This is a genomic window from Collinsella aerofaciens (assembly GCF_025289055.1).
GTDB lineage: Bacteria > Actinomycetota > Coriobacteriia > Coriobacteriales > Coriobacteriaceae > Collinsella.
The window spans coordinates 56767-74994 of the sequence record NZ_JAESIQ010000010.1; the positions used below are offsets into that span (position 1 = coordinate 56767).

The 18228-nt window shown below is 60.2% G+C and carries 18 protein-coding genes; 3 read left to right on the plus strand and 15 right to left on the minus strand.

Features of this window, described 5'->3' with window-relative positions:
* Positions 1-42 precede the first annotated feature (42 nt).
* The 14 genes from rpsT to pyrR all read right to left on the minus strand — a co-directional run bounded on the left by rpsT (position 43) and on the right by pyrR (position 12684).
* A complete protein-coding gene (gene rpsT / locus JMJ97_RS04375) occupies positions 43-309 on the minus strand; it encodes a 30S ribosomal protein S20 (RefSeq protein WP_022094714.1) in 267 nt (88 codons plus the stop codon).
* A 133-nt stretch (positions 310-442) separates the two neighbouring features.
* Positions 443-1405, minus strand: a complete 963-nt coding sequence (gene holA, locus JMJ97_RS04380) for a DNA polymerase III subunit delta (protein WP_260699302.1) — start codon at positions 1403-1405, stop codon at positions 443-445.
* Positions 1406-1483: 78 nt separating this feature from the next.
* A complete protein-coding gene (locus tag JMJ97_RS04385) occupies positions 1484-3787 on the minus strand; it encodes a DNA internalization-related competence protein ComEC/Rec2 (protein WP_260699303.1) in 2304 nt (767 codons plus the stop codon).
* On the minus strand, positions 3784-4497 hold the full coding sequence (locus JMJ97_RS04390) for a ComEA family DNA-binding protein (protein ID WP_260699304.1): 714 nt from the start codon (positions 4495-4497) through the stop codon (positions 3784-3786). The genes JMJ97_RS04385 and JMJ97_RS04390 overlap by 4 nt, the downstream gene beginning before the upstream one ends.
* Before the next feature lie 213 nt (positions 4498-4710).
* On the minus strand, positions 4711-5955 hold the full coding sequence (thiI, locus tag JMJ97_RS04395) for a tRNA uracil 4-sulfurtransferase ThiI (RefSeq protein ID WP_260699305.1): 1245 nt from the start codon (positions 5953-5955) through the stop codon (positions 4711-4713).
* Positions 5956-6237 (minus strand): DNA-directed RNA polymerase subunit omega, encoded by a 282-nt coding sequence (locus JMJ97_RS04400; protein WP_035138532.1) that lies wholly within the window; start codon positions 6235-6237, stop codon positions 5956-5958.
* Between the two features lie 5 nt (positions 6238-6242).
* A complete protein-coding gene (gmk, locus tag JMJ97_RS04405; protein WP_006236131.1) occupies positions 6243-6812 on the minus strand; it encodes a guanylate kinase in 570 nt (189 codons plus the stop codon).
* The gene (mihF, locus tag JMJ97_RS04410; protein ID WP_006236130.1) at positions 6813-7121 is read right to left on the minus strand and encodes an integration host factor, actinobacterial type; all 309 of its coding nucleotides are present in this window, start codon (positions 7119-7121) and stop codon (positions 6813-6815) included.
* A gap of 239 nt (positions 7122-7360) precedes the next feature.
* A complete protein-coding gene (gene pyrF / locus JMJ97_RS04415; protein WP_035138533.1) occupies positions 7361-8077 on the minus strand; it encodes an orotidine-5'-phosphate decarboxylase in 717 nt (238 codons plus the stop codon).
* Positions 8071-8979, minus strand: coding sequence for a dihydroorotate dehydrogenase (locus JMJ97_RS04420; protein ID WP_006236128.1), 909 nt, complete (start codon positions 8977-8979; stop codon positions 8071-8073). Before JMJ97_RS04420 ends, pyrF begins: the two co-directional genes overlap by 7 nt.
* Positions 8980-8993: 14 nt before the next feature.
* Positions 8994-9761, minus strand: coding sequence for a dihydroorotate dehydrogenase electron transfer subunit (locus JMJ97_RS04425; protein WP_260699310.1), 768 nt, complete (start codon positions 9759-9761; stop codon positions 8994-8996).
* A gap of 116 nt (positions 9762-9877) precedes the next feature.
* Positions 9878-11167 (minus strand): dihydroorotase, encoded by a 1290-nt coding sequence (locus tag JMJ97_RS04430; RefSeq protein ID WP_260699306.1) that lies wholly within the window; start codon positions 11165-11167, stop codon positions 9878-9880.
* Positions 11151-12095, minus strand: a complete 945-nt coding sequence (locus JMJ97_RS04435) for an aspartate carbamoyltransferase catalytic subunit (protein WP_055309882.1) — start codon at positions 12093-12095, stop codon at positions 11151-11153. The genes JMJ97_RS04430 and JMJ97_RS04435 overlap by 17 nt, the downstream gene beginning before the upstream one ends.
* Before the next feature lie 4 nt (positions 12096-12099).
* Positions 12100-12684: a bifunctional pyr operon transcriptional regulator/uracil phosphoribosyltransferase PyrR gene (pyrR, locus tag JMJ97_RS04440; RefSeq protein WP_260699307.1), complete on the minus strand. Its 585-nt coding sequence runs from the start codon at positions 12682-12684 to the stop codon at positions 12100-12102.
* Positions 12685-13135: 451 nt separating this feature from the next.
* Here pyrR and rpmB point away from each other — a divergent pair, with 451 nt between their 5' ends.
* A complete protein-coding gene (rpmB, locus tag JMJ97_RS04445) occupies positions 13136-13324 on the plus strand; it encodes a 50S ribosomal protein L28 (RefSeq protein ID WP_022094725.1) in 189 nt (62 codons plus the stop codon).
* A 195-nt stretch (positions 13325-13519) separates the two neighbouring features.
* On the opposite strand, the gene JMJ97_RS04450 is transcribed toward rpmB, so the two are convergent.
* Positions 13520-14296 carry a transposase gene (locus tag JMJ97_RS04450; protein ID WP_260699308.1) on the minus strand — a complete coding sequence of 259 codons (777 nt, stop codon included), beginning with the start codon at positions 14294-14296 and terminating at the stop codon, positions 13520-13522.
* A 322-nt stretch (positions 14297-14618) separates the two neighbouring features.
* Between JMJ97_RS04450 and adhE the strand changes: the two genes are divergently transcribed.
* Together adhE and JMJ97_RS04460 are read left to right on the plus strand one after the other, a co-directional pair.
* Positions 14619-17267 carry a bifunctional acetaldehyde-CoA/alcohol dehydrogenase gene (gene adhE, locus JMJ97_RS04455; protein ID WP_260699309.1) on the plus strand — a complete coding sequence of 883 codons (2649 nt, stop codon included), beginning with the start codon at positions 14619-14621 and terminating at the stop codon, positions 17265-17267.
* An 88-nt stretch (positions 17268-17355) separates the two neighbouring features.
* Positions 17356-18120 (plus strand): aminoglycoside phosphotransferase family protein, encoded by a 765-nt coding sequence (locus JMJ97_RS04460; RefSeq protein WP_156600821.1) that lies wholly within the window; start codon positions 17356-17358, stop codon positions 18118-18120.
* Positions 18121-18228: the final 108 nt, after the last annotated feature.

Here is an 18228-nt window from a genome sequence, read left to right on the forward strand (position 1 = left end):
CTCCATTTATGCGCGTAATCTGTGTGGTGTGAAATTTACAACTTAGGCGTTGATGCTGTTCACGAGCTTGGCAAGACCGGACTTGCGGTTGGAAGCCTGGTTCTTGTGGATAACATGCTTGGCGGCAGCCATGTCGAGACGCTTGGTGACGGTCTTGAGGGCAGCCTGGGCCTTCTCGGCGTCGCCCTCGGCGACGGCGGACTGGACGTGCTTGGTCAGCGTCTTGAGCTCGGACTTGACAGCCTTGTTACGCATGCGAGCTGCCTCATTGGTGCGGATACGCTTCTTCTGAGACTTGATGTTTGCCACTTCTGGAGTTCCTTTCGAGTTCCTTGCAAAAAATGTATGACACCTCTGAGACACGGTGAGGTCATGCAAGCGCCTACTATAGCACGCTCCCCCTCAAAGGGATAGAACGAATTTGTCAAATAGGCAGGTATCATCACGATTTTCTCAAGATGTTCGTAATCCAGAGCAAAAGCGCGGTCTCAGAATCGGCCGAACCCTTGAGCGCGAGCTCTACATCGACCGCCCCCTCGAGCGCTGCGACGAGCTCTGCCATCGAAAAGCGACGTGCCCAGGTCAGGTGATTCTTGACCTGCCAGGACTGGAGCTTGAGCGTTGCGGCCAGCTCACGACCCTGTCCGCGCGCATCGAGCGCCTTGGCGACGATAAGCTCGCGGATGCGGCCGCACAGCAACGTGTAAGTCCACACGTAGCTCTTGGCGGGCAATAGATTGAAAAACTCAAGCGAGCGTCGCATGTCACGGGCCGAGACCGCATTGAGAAAGTCCCAGGGCTGGACCTCGGCCGTACGTACAATCCAGCGCTCCACATCGGCAAGCTCAATTTGGGGCGCCTCGACCATCTGGGCAAGCTTAACCAAGTCGTTATCGAGCATGCGAGTGTTTTCACCCGAACGCGAGACGAGCTCCTCGGCGGCCGCCGTCGAGATCGACTTGCCGTGCTGCGTCGCCATCTGCTGCACGCGACGCGGCAGCTCCCAGCGCTTGGTGCCGGAGCAATCGACCACGGCCTTCTTGTCGATTTTGGCGATCGCCTTATACAGGCGCGTGTTCTTGGCAAGCGAGTCGGCGATGATGAGGCAGACCGTTGTGGGGCTGGGACTCGCCAGATACTCAACGAGCGGCTCCGAGACCGCCTTGGCGAGCTTTGAGCAGCCATCAAGGATTACCAGGCGAAACTCGCTGCCCATCGGAAAGGTGTTAAGCGATCCGATAATGGACTCGATATCGGGGTCCTTGGTCATGTCGCGCTCGTCGATGTTGAACTCGACCATGCCCGTCTTTTCCAGACGCGCTTTCATACGCGAGACGGCGTGATCGCGCTTGACTCCGTCGGTACCGACGATCAGATATGCCGGCAGCAGACCGATTTCGGACATTGCGCTCCCCTCCCGCAGGCCTTCGTATTCGTTCCGTGCCATTCTAGCCCAGGGGCCCACCACACGCCAACGACGTCGTCACGGTCGCTGGCATCGCATCGCAAAGCCATTCGCAGTTGGCGTGACGGTAATGTCGCCGTGTTCGATGGTGCACGCGAACACGCCGCCCGCTTCCTTAACGGCATCGATGCAGGCATCGGACGGATGGCCGTATCGATTCCCCTCGCCCGCGCTCGCGAGGGAAAGCTCGGGCTTCAGGACGTCCAGCAACTCACCATCGGCTGAAACCTTAGAGCCGTGATGCCCAAGTTTAAGTACATCGATATCTCCCACCTCCTGCACGAATTCCCGTTCTTGATCGAGCTCGGCATCACCGGTGAGGAGCACACGCAGGCCCTTGCCTTCCTGAACATAAGAGAGCAGCAGGACAAGCGAGTCCTCATTTCCCTCGCCATCCACGGACTCGAATGGCCACATCACGCGGGCGCAAAATGAGCCGATGTCGACCGTATCCCCACGGCGCACCTGCCGATACTCCACGCCAGGTCGGTTCAATACCTCGGCAGGAGCATCCTCCAGCGCATCCGCCGCCACGGCAATCGTTCCGACCGAAAACTGCTCGAGCACGGCAGGCAGACCACCCCAGTGGTCCTCATCCCAATGCGTCACAAAGACGGCATCGATATGGTGCACGTTATTGCGAACCAACGCCGCTACCACGCGCTCGTCGAGCCCGCAGTCGACGAGTGCTACTGCGTCGCCCTGGCGGATAAGAATCGCATCCGCCTGGCCCACATCGAGCACCGTCACCGAAGGCGGAGCGAATCGATCCCAGTAGACGTACGGAATCGCAGTCAAGAGCACCAGGCATGCAAGCCCCACCGCCATAGAACGTGCGCGGGGACGCGGCCACCAGACCAGCAGAACCGCCAGCAAACACGGCACTAGGTAAATCCACATGCTATCGGGCGGCACACTCACAGATGCACCAGGCACGGCGGCAAACAGCTGCTCGAAGAACAGTGCGCAACGGGCGGCAACCATGGGCACAACGAGCGCCCAAATCCGCAACGGTTCCACGAGCGAAAAGGGAACCAGCACGATCGACACAGCAAGCAGTACGCTCACCACCGGACCGATGACTGCATTTGCCAGCGGAGCAATGAGCGAGAACGTACCGAAGGCAGGAATGGTAATGGGAAGTGTCGCCAGTTGCGAGCACAGCGTGACGGAAAGCATGCTGGCGACGCCCGATGGCACACCCAGCTCACCCAAAGCGTAGGTCGCATAGGGACAAAAGCACAAAATGGCAAAGACGCTGGCACATGAAAGCTGAAAGCCCATCTCGAACAGCACCGTCGGCCGCAGCAGCACAAAGATGGACATGGTTGCGAAGAGTGCCGAAGCGCCGTGCCGGCGACGCCCCGCGCCGTTTACGACAAGCGTCGCGAACACCATGCAGCACGCGCGCACGGCCGAGGGAGACGCGCCAGTAAAGGCAGCGTAGCCAACAAGCGTTATCGCCAATATCGCCCGCTGAAGACCACGTGAGCACCGAGTTTTTTGCAATAAACCCTCGATTACAAACCCCACGATAGCCAAATGGCTGCCCGAGACGGCGATAAGATGCGCCGTTCCCGTTACCGAAAACCAGTCGCCCGCCGGCTTGGCGCGCAGCTCGGCCGAACGACCGCAGACGACACCGGCTATGAGCGCACGCGCCGGGTCGGTCGCAGGCGCGATGGACGCTAGCAGCCCATTTCGCAGCCGAAGCAGCGGCCCCGGAGAGCCCTCATCGACCGGCACAATCCGAACGGCTTGAACCTTGCGCACCTCGCCTCGGAGCACACGCGATCGTCCATAAGCATCGTTCTCAAAACGTGAAACGCGACCGATAACACGCACGTGCGCCCCGGCCTTGAGCTCGCGGTCACACGATAGGCGAACCGTTGCCAAGTTCTTACCGTCCGCGCGTGCCTCGCAGGTATAGGAATACACGTCCTCGTTTATGGATGGATCTCCCTGCACGACAAACTCGAGGCTGCTTGCCGCCCGACCGTCGAGCGCCTTCGAGGCGCTTAGCGCGCCCGCAGCCCACCACGCCGAGACGACCGCTCCCGCCACGAGACCAACGGACGCGGCATACAGCCACCGCTTCCAAGGAGCAAGCGGTGCACAAAATTGAGCCAGCACAACGAATACCGCCGCCGCAACGGGAATGGCCCATAGCAGCCCGACCGCCGGCGCCTGCTCCCTCAGCAGCACATCAGCGGCCACGTTGAGCACCAAGGCGCAGCTCATGCACACGCCGGCACACAGAGCCATCGTCCACGGCATCAAGGGCCGCGGAGGCATCACATGCTCGCGCTCTGTCGCACTCATACGCAGATGCAATCTTTGATTTTGGCAAGCTTCTTCTCGCCGATTCCCGACACACGCATCAGATCGTCAACCGAGGCAAAAGCACCGTTCTTTGTACGCTCATCGATAATCGACTGGGCCATGGAGGGGCCGATGCCCGAGAGCGTCTGCAGCTCTGCCGAGCTTGCCGTATTGATGTTTACTAGGCCTGTTGCGCCACTCACACCCGATGATGCGGAAGCCCCACCATCAACACCGGCTTCCGCAATGGACGCCTGCTGTTCCCCTACCGTTGGAACGTGAATTTTTTGTCCATCAGTGACCTTAGACGCCCGATTGAGCCCCGTAACGTCTGCCTCGGGCGCCAGCCCGCCGGCGGCATCAATCGCCTGAGCCACCCGCGCGCCGTCCTTGAGGCGATATACGCCGGGCGACACAACGGCGCCATCGACATCGACATAGACCTCTGCCGCGGCAGAAGCCTTTGTCGAAGAGCCTTCGGATGCCTTTCCGCTCGAGGCATCGCCGGATCCCGGCTTCACCAACGAGCCTGAACCGTCAGTGCGCTCAAACGACACGCCGCCGGCACCGCCGCCAAGGTTCGCCATCGCCAAGCCGCTCGCCATCGCAATGACGACCAATATCGCCATCACCACTGCCTTATGACCGAACAGCTTGTCCGCCCAGTGGTCCATCTTTTTGACCCGTTCGTGTTGTTCGCGCTGCGCCATAGCAAAACCTCCCAACACCATCGTGTCAGGAAAGGAGTCCCGCAACAGCCACGCCCCAAAACCGGTTTTAGCGGTCAAACCAAAAGCTGACCAAAACCTTGCACAAATCTGTCCATTTATTCAGGCACACGTCAGCAAATGAACACTTAGCCGCAAAATGCCCAGATAGCAAAAGACCGACGATGCAAGCGCATCGTCGGTCTATGCACAAATTTACTCGTGATCTTGGTAAATCTCACGCGGAGAAAGCTCCGAATGTTTGCGTTTTAAGGTCTTAGGGGCCTTATACGTGTTGCTCTCAAAATCGATGTACTCGGTCTGCTTGAGCAGGCGCTCAATCATCTCCTCGTGATCGAACAACTCCCAGGCCTCATGCACGGCATCGAGTTTAGCGTGCGTCTCGGGACGGCGCGGCATAAACAGCGTGCAGCAGTCGGAAGCGGCCTCAGTCGAGATATCAAACGTACCGATCTCCTCGGCGCGCGCGATGATCTCCTGCTTGTCAGAACCGATGAGAGGGCGGAACACGGGGATCTTCACGGCCTCGTTAACGGCCATGATATTCTCAAGCGTTTGGGAGGCAACCTGTCCAAGCGATTCGCCCGTCACGATGGCCTTGGCGCCCTCGATGTGTGCAATGCGCTCGGCAACCGAATACATAATGCGGCGATACATGATCACGCGCAGGTTGCTGGGACAGGTGACCGAAATCTCACGCTGGCAGTCGCCAAACGGCACCACGTACAGGCGGCCGATCTGGACACCCGGCTCAAGCGCACGGATGATGTCCTGCACCAAATACTCGCTCGTGTCGGGCGTCTGCGGACGACCGGAGAAATGTACCGGCACGCACACCGCGCCGCGACGCGCGAGCATCCAGGTCGCTACCGGAGAATCGATGCCCGACGACAGCAGCGTCACGACCTTGCCGGCAGAACCCACCGGCAGACCGCCCACGCCGCGCTCGGAGCGCGCGTACACATAAACGCTACCCTGGACCACCAGTACGTGCACCATCGCATCGGGGTCGTGCATTTGAACCTTTTTATCGGGGAAGGCCTCGCACAGCACCTCGCCCACCTGACGATTGATGTCAATCGAGGTGAGCTCATAATCGGTATTGGAGCGCTTGGCGTGCACCTTAAACGAATCGAAGGAACCAAACTCGCGCAGCGCCTTCACGGCGGCGGCACAGTACTCCTGAGGGTCGCGATTGGTGTGATACGCCAAAGACACACGAGCAACGCCGGGAACGGTGCGAATGACACGCGCCGCCTCGTCGGCCTGATGCTCGTTAAAGGTCACGAGGATATAACCGGAAATTCGAGACACGGCATTCACGGAAAAGGCGGCCAAGGCCGCCTTGATGTTATCCATGAGGATATGCTCAAAATGTGCGCGGTTCTTACCCTTCAGTCCAACCTCGTGATAGTGGACCAGGCAGACGCGAGCCGCCATTTAGGCTTCAGCAACCTTGTGGCCGAGCGCCTTCTCGTAACGGGCCTCGTCGTAAGAGATGTCGCCGTCGACAATCTCGTCCATAGCCATCGAAATGGTATCGGCACCGGAAAGCCCGATGGTGATGTCATCGACATCCTGGACGGCAAGCACGCGGTTGTGCTGGCCACGCAGCATGCTGTTAATATCGCAGGCGCGCTTGGAGGCAAGCGAAGCGAGCAGGAAGCGGTTGTGATCGGTCTTCTCCAGAAGATCGTCAATGCAAGGCTTTACAACGGACACGGACCTCAGATCCTTTCATGCATATCGAGAACGCGAACGAGCTCATCGGTCGCGCGGTCGAGATCGTCATTAACCACGACGTCGTCGTAGCGGTCGGCAAGGGCAAGCTCATCGGCGGCGTTTGCCATACGCAGCTCAATCGTCTCGGGCGTCTCGGTACCGCGACCGACTAGACGCTCGCGGAGTACCTCAAGCGAAGGCGGCTTGATAAAGATCAGCACGGCCTCGGGAAAACGTTCCTTCACCTGCAGGGCGCCCTGGACATCGATCTCCAAAATCAGAGACGCGCCCGAGGCGAGCTTGGATGTGACCTCGCTCACCAACGTGCCGTAGCAGTTACCGTGGACCTCGGCCCACTCAACAAACTCACCGTTTGCCACGCGGCGGTCGAACTCCTCGCGCGTCAGAAAAAAGTAGTTGACGCCGTCGACCTCACCTTTTCGTGGTGCTCGCGTGGTAGCCGAAACCGTCAGGCCCAGGTTCGAGCGGCGCTCGCGCACACGAGTGACGAGCGTACCCTTGCCTGCGCCTGACGGTCCAGAAATCACAAAGAGCTTGGAATCCTGAGCGCTCACTTATTTGGTCAGCTGCTCGAGGAGCTGCTCGCGCTGACGGACGCCGAGGCCCTGGACGCGACGGGTAGCGGAGATACCGAGCTCCTCCATGATCTTGGCGGCCTTGGCCTTGCCATAACCAGGGAGAGACTCGATGAGGGTGGAAACCTTCATGCGGGAAGCGATGGGGTCATCGGAGTTGAGCACGGACTCGAGGGACTTCTCGCCCTTCTTGATCTGCTCGCGAAGCTCAGCGCGGGCGTGACGTGCGGCAGCAGCCTTCTCAAGAGCCTGCTTGCGCTGCTCATCGGTAAGCTGAGGGAGTGCCATTCGTACCTCCAAATAGTTGGGTTATATCTGATTCAATAATTGGCATTTTAGCACGTAGAACGTACAAAATGCCCAATCGCGGCTCCATAGGTTAGACGATACCCGCAAAAAGTGCAATATACTGCGCCCAAAGTTAAGCCCCTGACCTGCGATTCCACACAAAGGATGGGAAAGTTTACGCAGGCACAGGGGCTATTTTGTGCTAATGAAACCCAAAAGTGGTGACTTAGGGGAATCTTTTACGCGACGTTTTCGACCAGCTCGGCGACAATGGCGTCAAAGGCGGCAACCGGATCGTCGGCACCGGTGATGGGACGGCCCACCACAATGTGGCTTGCGCCACGCTCGATAGCCTGGGAAGGCGTCGCCACGCGGGACTGGTCACCAAGGGCGGCACCCACCGGACGCACACCCGGAGTCACGATCAGGGCATCAGGGCCCAGCAGCTCACGCATGTCGTGAGCCTCCATCGGCGAGCACACGATGCCATCGATGCCGTTGGCCTGAGCGAGCTTTGCCAGGCGGGCGGCCTCCTCGGCCACGGGCGACTCGACGCCGATCTCGCTCAAGGCATCCTGATTCATGCTCGTGAGCACGGTGATGGCGACGAGCTTGGCGCGGTCCTCGCGCGCCTCCTCGGCACCCTCGCGGCAGGCAGCGAGCATGGCGCCCGAACCCAAGCCGTGAACCGAGAGCAGGTCGGCACCGGCAAGCGAGGCCGAACGGGCGGCACCGCGAACCTGATGCGGAATATCATGGAACTTAAGGTCAAGGAAGACCTTAAAGCCCAGGTCCTTAAAGGTCTTGACGATCTCGGGGCCCTCAGCGTAATAGAGCGTCATGCCAACCTTAAGCCAGGCGGCATGGCCCGAAAGCTCGTGGGCGAGCTCGAGCGCACGCTCGCGGTCGCAGTCGAGAGCGACGATTACGCGGTCGCGGGCATCGGTCTCTAGCATTCGAAAGCACCTACCAGTTCGTTGATGTCCTTCACGCCTTGGGACTCAGCCCAGGCCTCGAGCTCGTGCGCGATCTTGAGCGAAGCGCACGGATCGACGAAGTTGGCCATGCCGACCGACACGCAGGTGGCGCCGGCCAGGATAAACTCGGCCGCATCCTCGCCGGTCATGACACCGCCGACGCCGTTGATGGGGATATCGACGGCCTGGGCAACCTCCCAGACCATGCGCACGGCGATGTGGTGGCACAGCGGGCCCGAAAGGCCGCCCTTGGGCTTGGCCACGCGGGACTTGCGGGTATGGACGTCGATGGCCATGCCCTGAATGGAGTTGATGACCGAAAGGCCGTCGGCGCCGGCAGCCTCGAGGGCCTTGGCAATCTCGGCGACGTTGACCGGCGCCATCTTCACGAACAGCGGCTTATCGGTCACCTTGCGGCAGGCAGCCATAACGGATGAGGCGCCCTCGGGCGTAGAGCCCATGGCGGCACCGCCGGCGGCGATATTAGGGCAGCTCACGTTGATCTCGTAGCCGGCAGCCCAGGGGCACAGCTCGACATACATCTCGAGCGCGCGGACAAACTCGTCAACGGAGTGGCCGGCAACCTGACAGATGACCTGGCAGCCGTCCTTGGACAGCTGTTCGAGCCACGGACCGGACTCGCGGGCAAAGGCGGCCACGCCGGGGTTCTGAAGGCCCACGGAGTTGATCATACCGCCGGGGATCTCGGCCATGCGGGGCGCGGGGTTGCCGGGCCAGGGCTCGGCAGCGCAACCCTTGGTGGTGATGGCGCCCAGCTGGGAAACATCAAAGAAGTTCTGGAACTGCCAACCGTAACCAAAAGTACCGGCTGCGGTGTTGATGGGGTTCTGCATCTTGACGCCGCCGAAATCGACGGCCATGTTCACGGTACCCACTAGAAGACCACCACCTTGGAAGCATCGAACACGGGGCCGCACATGCAAGCACCCTTCATACCGTCGACCGTCTCGACATTGCAGGTGTTGCAGGCGCCAAAGCCACAGCTCATCATGCGCTCGAGGGACACCTCGCAGTACGCACCGGCCTCGGCGGCAGCAGCGGCGACCTTCTTCATCATGACGGCGGGACCGCAGCTGGCGACGTAGTCGTAGCCGCCCTCGCCGAGCAGCTCGGCAGCAGGATCGGTGCAAAAACCGTGCGTGCCGAGCGAGCCGTCGTCGGTGCAAACGTTGACCGTGGCGCCCAGCGCGCGGAACTCATCGACACCCACGGCCTTGGAAGCGGTGCCAAAGCCCAGGCACACGTCAACATCCACGCCCTGCTCGGCAAGCATACCGGCAAGGCACAGCACGGGCGGAACGCCGATGCCACCGGCGACGAGCAGGGCCTTCCTGGTGCCCTCGGGAACAAGCCAGCCGCGGCCGCCAGGGCCCAACAGGTTGGACTTGGAGCCGGGGGCCATCTGCGACAGACGACGGGTGTCGTCACCCACGACGGCGTACCACAGCTCGACGGTACCGGCCTGGGCGTCGGCGCGATAGAAGCTCAGGGGCACGCGAAGCAGCGAGGACGCATCGCCGGGCACGGCAATGTTTACAAACTGACCGGGCTTGAGCGCACTTGCAAGCTTGGGGGCCGAGATGACGAGCGAGAAGATGCCGTCGGCGATCTCCTGGTTCGAGACGACCTCGAAGTCGTGCATGCGTGCAGTGGAAGGTGTGGGCATAGACGCTCCAATCCCCCATGCGGTTGCATGGTCAAAACGAACAGAAAGCGCGGCACCGCAAGGGCACCGCGCACAAAAGCGATAAGGCTATGCTAGCAGATGCAGCCGTCGGCGAGCGTCTGCTTACCGCCGACAAACACATCGGTGGCACGACCGGTAAGCGTGCGGCCGGCAAAACCGGAGTTCTCGGCGCGCGACTCGTAACCGTCCTCGCCGACCGTCCAGGTGGCAGAGGGGTCGAACACGGTCAGGTCGGCAACGGAGCCCGCCTTGACCTGAACCTGGTCGAGGCCCAGGATCTCACGCGGCTTGATGGCCATGAGCTCGACCATGCGGCCCATGCTCATCTTGCCCGTGTTGACCAGCTCGGTGAGCACGAGCGACAGCGAGGTCTCGAGACCGATCATGCCAAAGGGCGCAAGCTCGAACTCGCGGGCCTTCTCCCACGGGGTGTGGGGAGCGTGATCGGTGACGATAACGTCGACGGTGCCGTCGATGACGCCCTGACGGATGGCCTCGGCGTCCTCGTCGGTACGCAGCGGCGGATTGACCTTGAGCGAGGTGTTGTAGGTCTCGTCCAGGTCGTTCTCGGTCAGGAACATGTGATGCGGGGTGGCCTCACAGGTAACCTGAACGCCGGCGGCCTTACCGGCACGCACGATCTCCAGGCCATGGGCGGTGGAGATGTGCTGGATGTGCAGCTTGGCACCGGTCAGCTTGGCGATCTCGATGTCGCGGGCGATCTGGAGCTCCTCGCCGGCAGCCGGCCAGCCCTCGAGGGCCAGACGGGTCGAGACCTTGCCCTCGTTGATCTGGCCGTGGCCGACCAAGTCCTCGTCCTGGCAGTGGCTCATAAAGACCTTACCGAACATCTTGCCGTAGTCCATGCAGCGACGGAGCATGCCCGCGCCCTGCACGCCACGACCGTCGTCGGTGAAGGCGACGGCGCCGTGGGCGACCATATCGCCCATCTCGGACATAGCCTCGCCCTTAAGACCGCGGGTCATGGCGCCCGACGGATAGACGCGGCAGTGACCGACCTCGGCAGCGCGGGACTTGACGAACTCCACGACAGTGCCGTTATCGGTGACGGGCTCGGTGTTGGGCATGGCGCACACGCCGGTAAAGCCGCCCTTGGCAGCTGCGCGGGTGCCGCTCTCGATGTCCTCTTTGACCTCGTAGCCGGGCTCGCGAAGGTGAACGTGCATATCCACCAGGCCGGGGACGAGGTACTTGCCGGAAAGGTCGCGGACCTCGGCTCCCTCGACGGCGAGATTCTCGCCGACCTCGGCGATCTTGTCGCCGTCAATCAGGACGTCAACGACACCGTCAAGCTCGACGGACGGGTCGACGACGTGGGCATTCTTAAGAAGCAAGGCCATTATCGGCACCTCCAAGCAGCAGATACAGGATAGCCATACGCACGCAGATACCGGCGTAGACCTGCTCCAGGATGACGGAGCGTTGCGGGTGGTCGGCCATATAGGAGTCGAACTCGACGCCGCGGTTGATAGGGCCCGGGTGGCAGATGATCGCATCGGGCTTCATGAGCTTCTCGCGGTCCTTGGTCAGGCCGAAGAGCTTGTGGTACTCACGAATGGTCGGGAACGGGGCACCCTCGAGACGCTCCTGCTGCACGCGCAGCATGTAGACGACGTCCAGCTCGGGCAGGACGGAATCGAGGTCGCTCGTCACGTGGTCGCAGCCCAGGACCTCGGGCGACGGCGGCAGCAGCGTGCCGGGGGCGACGGCGTAGGTCTCGCAGCCCATGATCTTCAACGCGGGGATCAGCGAGCCGCAAACGCGGGAGTGGGCGATATCGCCGACGACGGCGACCTTCAGACCGTGGAAGTCACCCTTGTGCTCCCAGATGGTGTACAGGTCGAGCAGGGCCTGCGTAGGATGGTTGTGCTTGCCGTCACCGGCGCAGATGACGCTTGCGGGCGAGTTCTGTGTGACGATGTAGGGAGCGCCAGCGTGCTTGTCGCGCACGACAATGCAGTCGATCTTATAGGCGTTGAGGGTCTCGACGGTGTCGACAAGGCTCTCGCCCTTGACCGTGGAGGTCGAGGAGCCGCCAAAGTTGAGGCTGTCGGCCGAAAGACGCTTCTCGGCGAGCTCGAAGGAGCTGCGGGTGCGCGTCGAGGGCTCGTTGAACATGTTGACGATGGTCTTGCCCTTGAGCGTGGGGACCTTCTTGATCGCACGCTCGTTGACCTCGGAGAACGCCTTGGCGGTCTCGAGGATGAGCTTGATGTCCTCTTCGGAGTACTCGGTAATGTCGATCAGGTGCTTATGGTTGAACGCCACGGTACTACTCACCTCCCAGCGGCGCAGAACCCACGTGGGAGCCCGGCGCGACGTCGTTGATCTCGACGGCGGTGTGGCCGTCGACTTCCTTCATATATAGATGCACGTTCTCCTCATGCGACGAGGGAACGTTCTTGCCGACAAAGTCCGGCGAGATGGGGAGCTCGCGGTGGCCGCGGTCAACGAGGACTGCCAACTCAATGCGGCTCGGACGGCCCAGGTCCATGACGGCGTCGAGAGCGGCGCGGATGGTACGGCCCGTATACAGGATGTCGTCCACCAGCACGACGCGCTTGCCGTCGACGCTAAAGGGAATGTTGGTGGCGTGGATCGCGGGAGCGAAATTGGTCGCATAGTCATCGCGGTAGAAGCTGATGTCGAGGCTGCCGAGCGGAACTTCGACGCCCTCGATCTCCTTGATCTCGTCGGCGAGCTTCTTAGCCAGAAGGTCGCCGCGCGTGACGATGCCGACCAGAGCGAGGTCCTCACAGCCCTCGTTGCGCTCGAGAATCTCGTGCGCGATGCGGGTCATCGCTCGATTGACGGCGGTCTCGTCCATGATGACCGCCTTGGGGGAAGTCGTGCCCATCGATCTCCTTCCTCACATGTCTTGACTGCTGACACAGTCAAAAAAATAGATGCCCGACCGCTTAAAGCGGACCAGACACCCACAGGAAGGGCTGCTCTTTGGCAGCTATGTAATTCCATGTGGGTATCTCGTACCCCTTTAATGGTCAAGGGATAGTGTAGCCAACCTCGAGCTTAATTGCGAGCATAAATACAGAGCAATCCGTAAACGGAGCCCAAAGCCCAATAAACCTATATATATTTGTGGGACGAGCTTGAAAACGCACGCACGAGCTGGCATAATCCCCTCTGCTGCACGCAAATCGGATCTACGTCCAGGGCCGTGGCGTGGGCACTATCGCCAAAAGAGGAATATCTCTGTGTAGATTGCGCACAGGGAGCGACTTCTGTGCTATAGTTCAGGCTTGTTTGTTAACGCGACATGTTCGTTTGTCGCCCAAGGAGGGTCAGTTATGTCCAAAGTTTGCGAAGTTTGCGGTAAGCACCCCGTTGCCGGTCGCTCCATCAGCCACTCTCACCGCGTCACCAACCGTAAGTTCCGCCCCAACATCCAGCGCGTCTACGTCGTCGTCGATGGTCACCGTCGCAAGATGAACGTTTGCTCCACCTGCCTCAAGTCCGGCAAGGTTGCGCGCTCCTAAATAAGGTCTTACCAACAAGTACCTCGGACTCTCCGGGTCAAAGACCTCGCGTTCATATAGAACTTACCAAAGGCGTCCTCCCCTACGGAGGGCGCCTTTTTGCACTCATTGGGGACAGGCTTACATGAGTGCTTTCACGCATTGGGGACAGACGTGACGTACACATGCGGCGCCATGATCAGGTCCTGCCCAGCCTCACGCAGCCTCCCTCCAGCCCACAGTGGCCTTGGTCACGCTTGTAGCGCCAATGCCGGTGATACGGGCAATTTGCTTGACCGTGAGATGTGCCCGCCTGAGCCTCAGCAGACAGGCATCGCGATCGGGGCGTGGCAGGGCCTTGAGCAGCGCAGGATCTATGCTCGGCAGGACTTCGTGCGCAATGGAAAGGGCCTCCTCATCGGGGATCCGCCGGCGTGGAAGAACCTCCACTGACCAAGTGCGCCCGGCAACTTCCTCGAGATGCTCGCAATAGCAACGGGAGCCTCCGACGATATCGAGCATAGGAGCCGCGTCACAGATGTCAAAGGGATCATAGCCCAGCTGATATGCCTTGTAGCTTGACCAGCGGTACGCCTCGAGCGAGTCGAGCGCACCTTTCACGGGATTGAGATGGATATAATCGAGCAGCTGTACCGCCTGCGTGTCCGACTCGACCGCGACCCGTGAATAGCGATTGTCAAACAGATGGCCTGTTCTCCCCGTTTTCCCATTGAAATACTTGGCATACGCCGTCAGCGCACACTGCATTGCCTTTGAAAGATTGTCAAATGGGTCATCAACCATCAAATGGAAGTGATTGTCCATAAGGCACCAAGCCAACACCGCCACTTTATGGTGCGCGAACCTGTCCGAGATGTCCGATAAGAAACGATATCGGTCAGAGTCATCTTCAAAAATAATCTGTTTAGAGTTACCACGGTCAAAGACGTGGTAATAACCGGTGAGCGAAACGGCGCGGGCACATCGAGGCATAATCTCTCCTTTCAAAAACTGAACAGGCAACACCTAAAAGGAGAGAAGGAACGCGAAATGCTGAGCCTGTGACCTATTTATATCCAATGAGCGGCAAAAACAGGTCCAGAACGACAAAATGGCAAAACGATGTCTGTCCCAAATGAGTGAAAGCACTCATGTAAGTCTGTCCCCAATGAGCGGGGCGATGCAGCATTAGTTGAAACGGTTCATTTAGTTGAAGCGTTTTAGTGTGCCTTTTACGGGAATCTTACCGTTCGCCGAATAATTTCTTGCTATCATGCAAGGCGTAGGGTAAATCTCCGATCGCAAGGAGACACAAATGGTGAAAAAGTCACCGGAAAACACTACTCCCGCCATCGTGGACAACGTGGAGGCGCTTGAGGCCAAACTCAAATCTATGCGTGAGGCCCAGGCTAAATTCGCTGAGTACACTCAGGAGCAGGTAGACAAGATCTTCTACGAGGCTGCTATGGCCGCCAACAAGGCTCGTATTCCTTTGGCCAAGCTCGCCATCGAGGAGACCGGCCGTGGCGTTCTCGAGGACAAGGTCATCAAGAACCACTACGCCGCTGAGTACATCTACAACGCTTACAAGAACACCAAGACCTGCGGTGTCATCGAGCGCGACGACGCTTACGGCATCACCAAGGTCGCCGAGCCGATCGGTATCGTTGGCGCTGTCATCCCGACCACCAACCCGACCTCCACGGCCATCTTCAAGACGCTCATCTGCCTGAAGACCCGTAACGCCATCATCATCTCCCCGCACCCGGCAGCCGCCAAGTGCACCATCGCCGCCGCCAAGCTCGTTCTCGACGCAGCTGTCAAGGCCGGTGCTCCTGAGGGCATCATCGGCTGGGTCGACAAGCCGTCCATCGAGCTGACCAACATGGTCATGCGCGACGTCGACATCATTCTCGCCACCGGTGGCCCGGGTATGGTCAAGGCCGCCTACTCCTCGGGCAAGCCCGCCCTGGGCGTTGGCGCCGGTAACACCCCGGTCATCATCGACGATACCGCGGACATCAAGCTCGCCGTCAACTCCATCATCCACTCCAAGACGTTCGACAACGGCATGATCTGCGCTTCCGAGCAGTCCGTCACCGTCATCGACACCATCTATGACCAGGTCAAGGCCGAGTTCCAGAAGCGCGGCTGCTACTTCGTCAAGCAGGGTGCCGAGATGGAGGCCCTGCGTGCCGCCATGTTCAAGAACGGCGCTCTCGATCACCGCATCCCCGGCATGGCTGCCGCCAAGATCGCCGAGCTCGCCGGCATCGAGGTTCCCGCCAAGACCAAGATCCTGATCGCCGAGGTCACCTCCACCGATCCCGAGAAGGAAGAGTTCTCTCACGAGAAGCTCTCCCCGGTCCTCGCTATGTATCACGCCAAGGACTTCCAGGAGGCCGTTGACAAGGCAGAGCACCTCGTCCTCGCAGGTGGCCCGGGCCACACCGCCTCTCTCTACGTGCACCCGGCACAGAGCGAGAAGATCGCTAAGTTCCAGCACGTCATGAAGGCCTGCCGCATCGTCATCAACACCCCGTCCTCGCACGGCGGCATCGGTGACCTCTACAACTTCGGCATGAAGCCGTCTCTAACCCTGGGCTGCGGCTCCTGGGGTGGCAACTCCGTCTCCGAGAACGTTGGGGTGAAGCACTTGATCAACGTCAAGACCGTGGCAGAGCGCCGCGAGAACATGCTGTGGTTCCGCGCACCCGAGAAGGTCTACTTCAAGAAGGGCTGCACGCCCGTCGCACTCGACGAGCTCGGCACCGTAATGGGCAAGAAGCGCGCCTTCATCGTTACCGACCAGTTCCTCTTCAAGAATGGCAACACGCGTGCCATCGAGGCCAAGCTCGATGAGATGGGCATCGCTCACGACTGCTTCTACGACGTTGAGCCCGATCCCTCCCTGCAGTGCGCACGTCGCGGCGCCAAGCAGATGACGCTCTTCGAGCCGGATGTCATCATCGCCGTCGGCGGCGGTTCCGCAATGGACGCCGGCAAGATCATGTGGATGATGTACGAGCACCCCGAGGCGAACTTCGAGGACATGGCCATGGACTTCATGGACATCCGCAAGCGTATCTTCACCTTCCCCGAGATGGGCAAGAAGGCTTACTTCGTCGCCGTCCCGACCTCTTCGGGCACTGGCTCCGAGTGCACGCCGTTCGCCATCATCACCGACAAGGAGACCGGCATCAAGTGGCCGCTCGCCGACTACGCGCTGCTCCCCAACATGGCTATCGTCGACGCCGACAACTGCATGACCGCCCCGAAGGGCCTCACCGCTGCCTCTGGCATCGACGTCATGACCCACGCCATCGAGTCCTACGTCTCCATCATGGCTTCCGACTACACCAAGGGCCTCTCCGAGCGCGCCGCCAAGCTCGTCTTTGAGAACCTGCCCTCCAGCTTCACGAACGGCGCTAAGGACCCGCATGCCCGCGAGGAGATGCACAACGCATCCTGCATGGCCGGTATGGCATTCGGTAACGCCTTCCTGGGCCTCAACCACTCCATGGCCCACAAGCTCGGCGCTTTCCACCATCTGCCCCACGGCCTCGCAAACGCAGTCATCCTGACCCGCGTCATGCGTTACAACGCCGCCGAGGCTCCTGTCAAGATGGGAACCTTCTCTCAGTATCCTTACCCCAACGCGCTGCACAACTATGCCGAGATGGCTCGTTACTGCGGCATCGACGGCAAGGACGACCGTGAGGTCTTCGAGAACTTCATCGCCAAGCTCACCGAGCTCTGCGACTTCATCGGTGTCAAGCACACCATCGCTGAGTACGGCGTTGACGAGCAGTACTTCCTCGACACCCTCGACGAGATGACCGAGCAGGCATTCAACGACCAGTGCACCGGCGCTAACCCGCGCTACCCGCTCATGAGCGAGATCAAGGAGCTCTACCTGGACGCCTACTACGGCCGCGAGCCCCAGGACTACGCCGTCTGCTAGTTTTAGCACGGTTTTTAACGGCGGGGGTGCACGGGTGTTTCACACACCCCCGCCGTCGCTTCTATCGCATCGTTGAAAGGATGCAACCATGCTGCTACCCGATTCCAAGACCGAGCTCGTCCGCCGTGGCAACAAGGTCGTTTACGACCTGGGCGACAAGATCGTCAAGGTCTTTAACGAGACCAAGCCTGTCTCTGACGTGTTCAACGAGGCTTTGAATCTTGCCCGCATCAATGAGTGCGGCATCCGCAGCCCCAAGGCTCTCGAGGTTTCTCAGCTCGAGAACGCCAACGGCTGGGCGCTCGTGACCGAGAAGGTTCCGGGCACCACCCTTGCCGACAAGATGACTGCCGAGCCCCAGCGCTTTGGTGAGTACCTCGAGATGTTCGTCGACCTCCAGATCGAGATCCACGGCTACACCTCCCCGCTGCTCAACCGTCAGCGCGACAAGTTCGCCCGCATGATCGACAGCCTCGATCAGCTCAATGCCACCACGCGCTACAACCTTCAGGAGCGTCTGGACGGCATGACCAAGGAGTTCAAGGTCTGCCACGGCGACTTCAACCCCTCCAACGTCATCGTCGGCGACGACGGCCAGCTGTACGTCTGCGACTGGGCACACGCCACCCAAGGCTCCCCTGCTGCCGACGTTGCCACCACCTACCTGCTCTTTGCCCTCAACAGCAAGGATCAGGCCGAGGCCTACCTGGAGCTCTACTGCGACCGCGCCGACATGCCCATGCAGGTCGTGCGTCAGTGGACGAGCATCGTCGCCGCTTCCGAGCTCGCTCGTAAGCGCAACGTAAACGATGAGTTCCTGAAGAACTGGATTGACGTCGTCGATTATCAGTAATATCTGAGCGATTCATTTCGCATCGGAGGCACAAAGGAAAAACCCCGCAGCTCTGAACTGCACCCCAAAACTTGGACGGCTTAAATAAGAACTACGCCGCAAGGGACT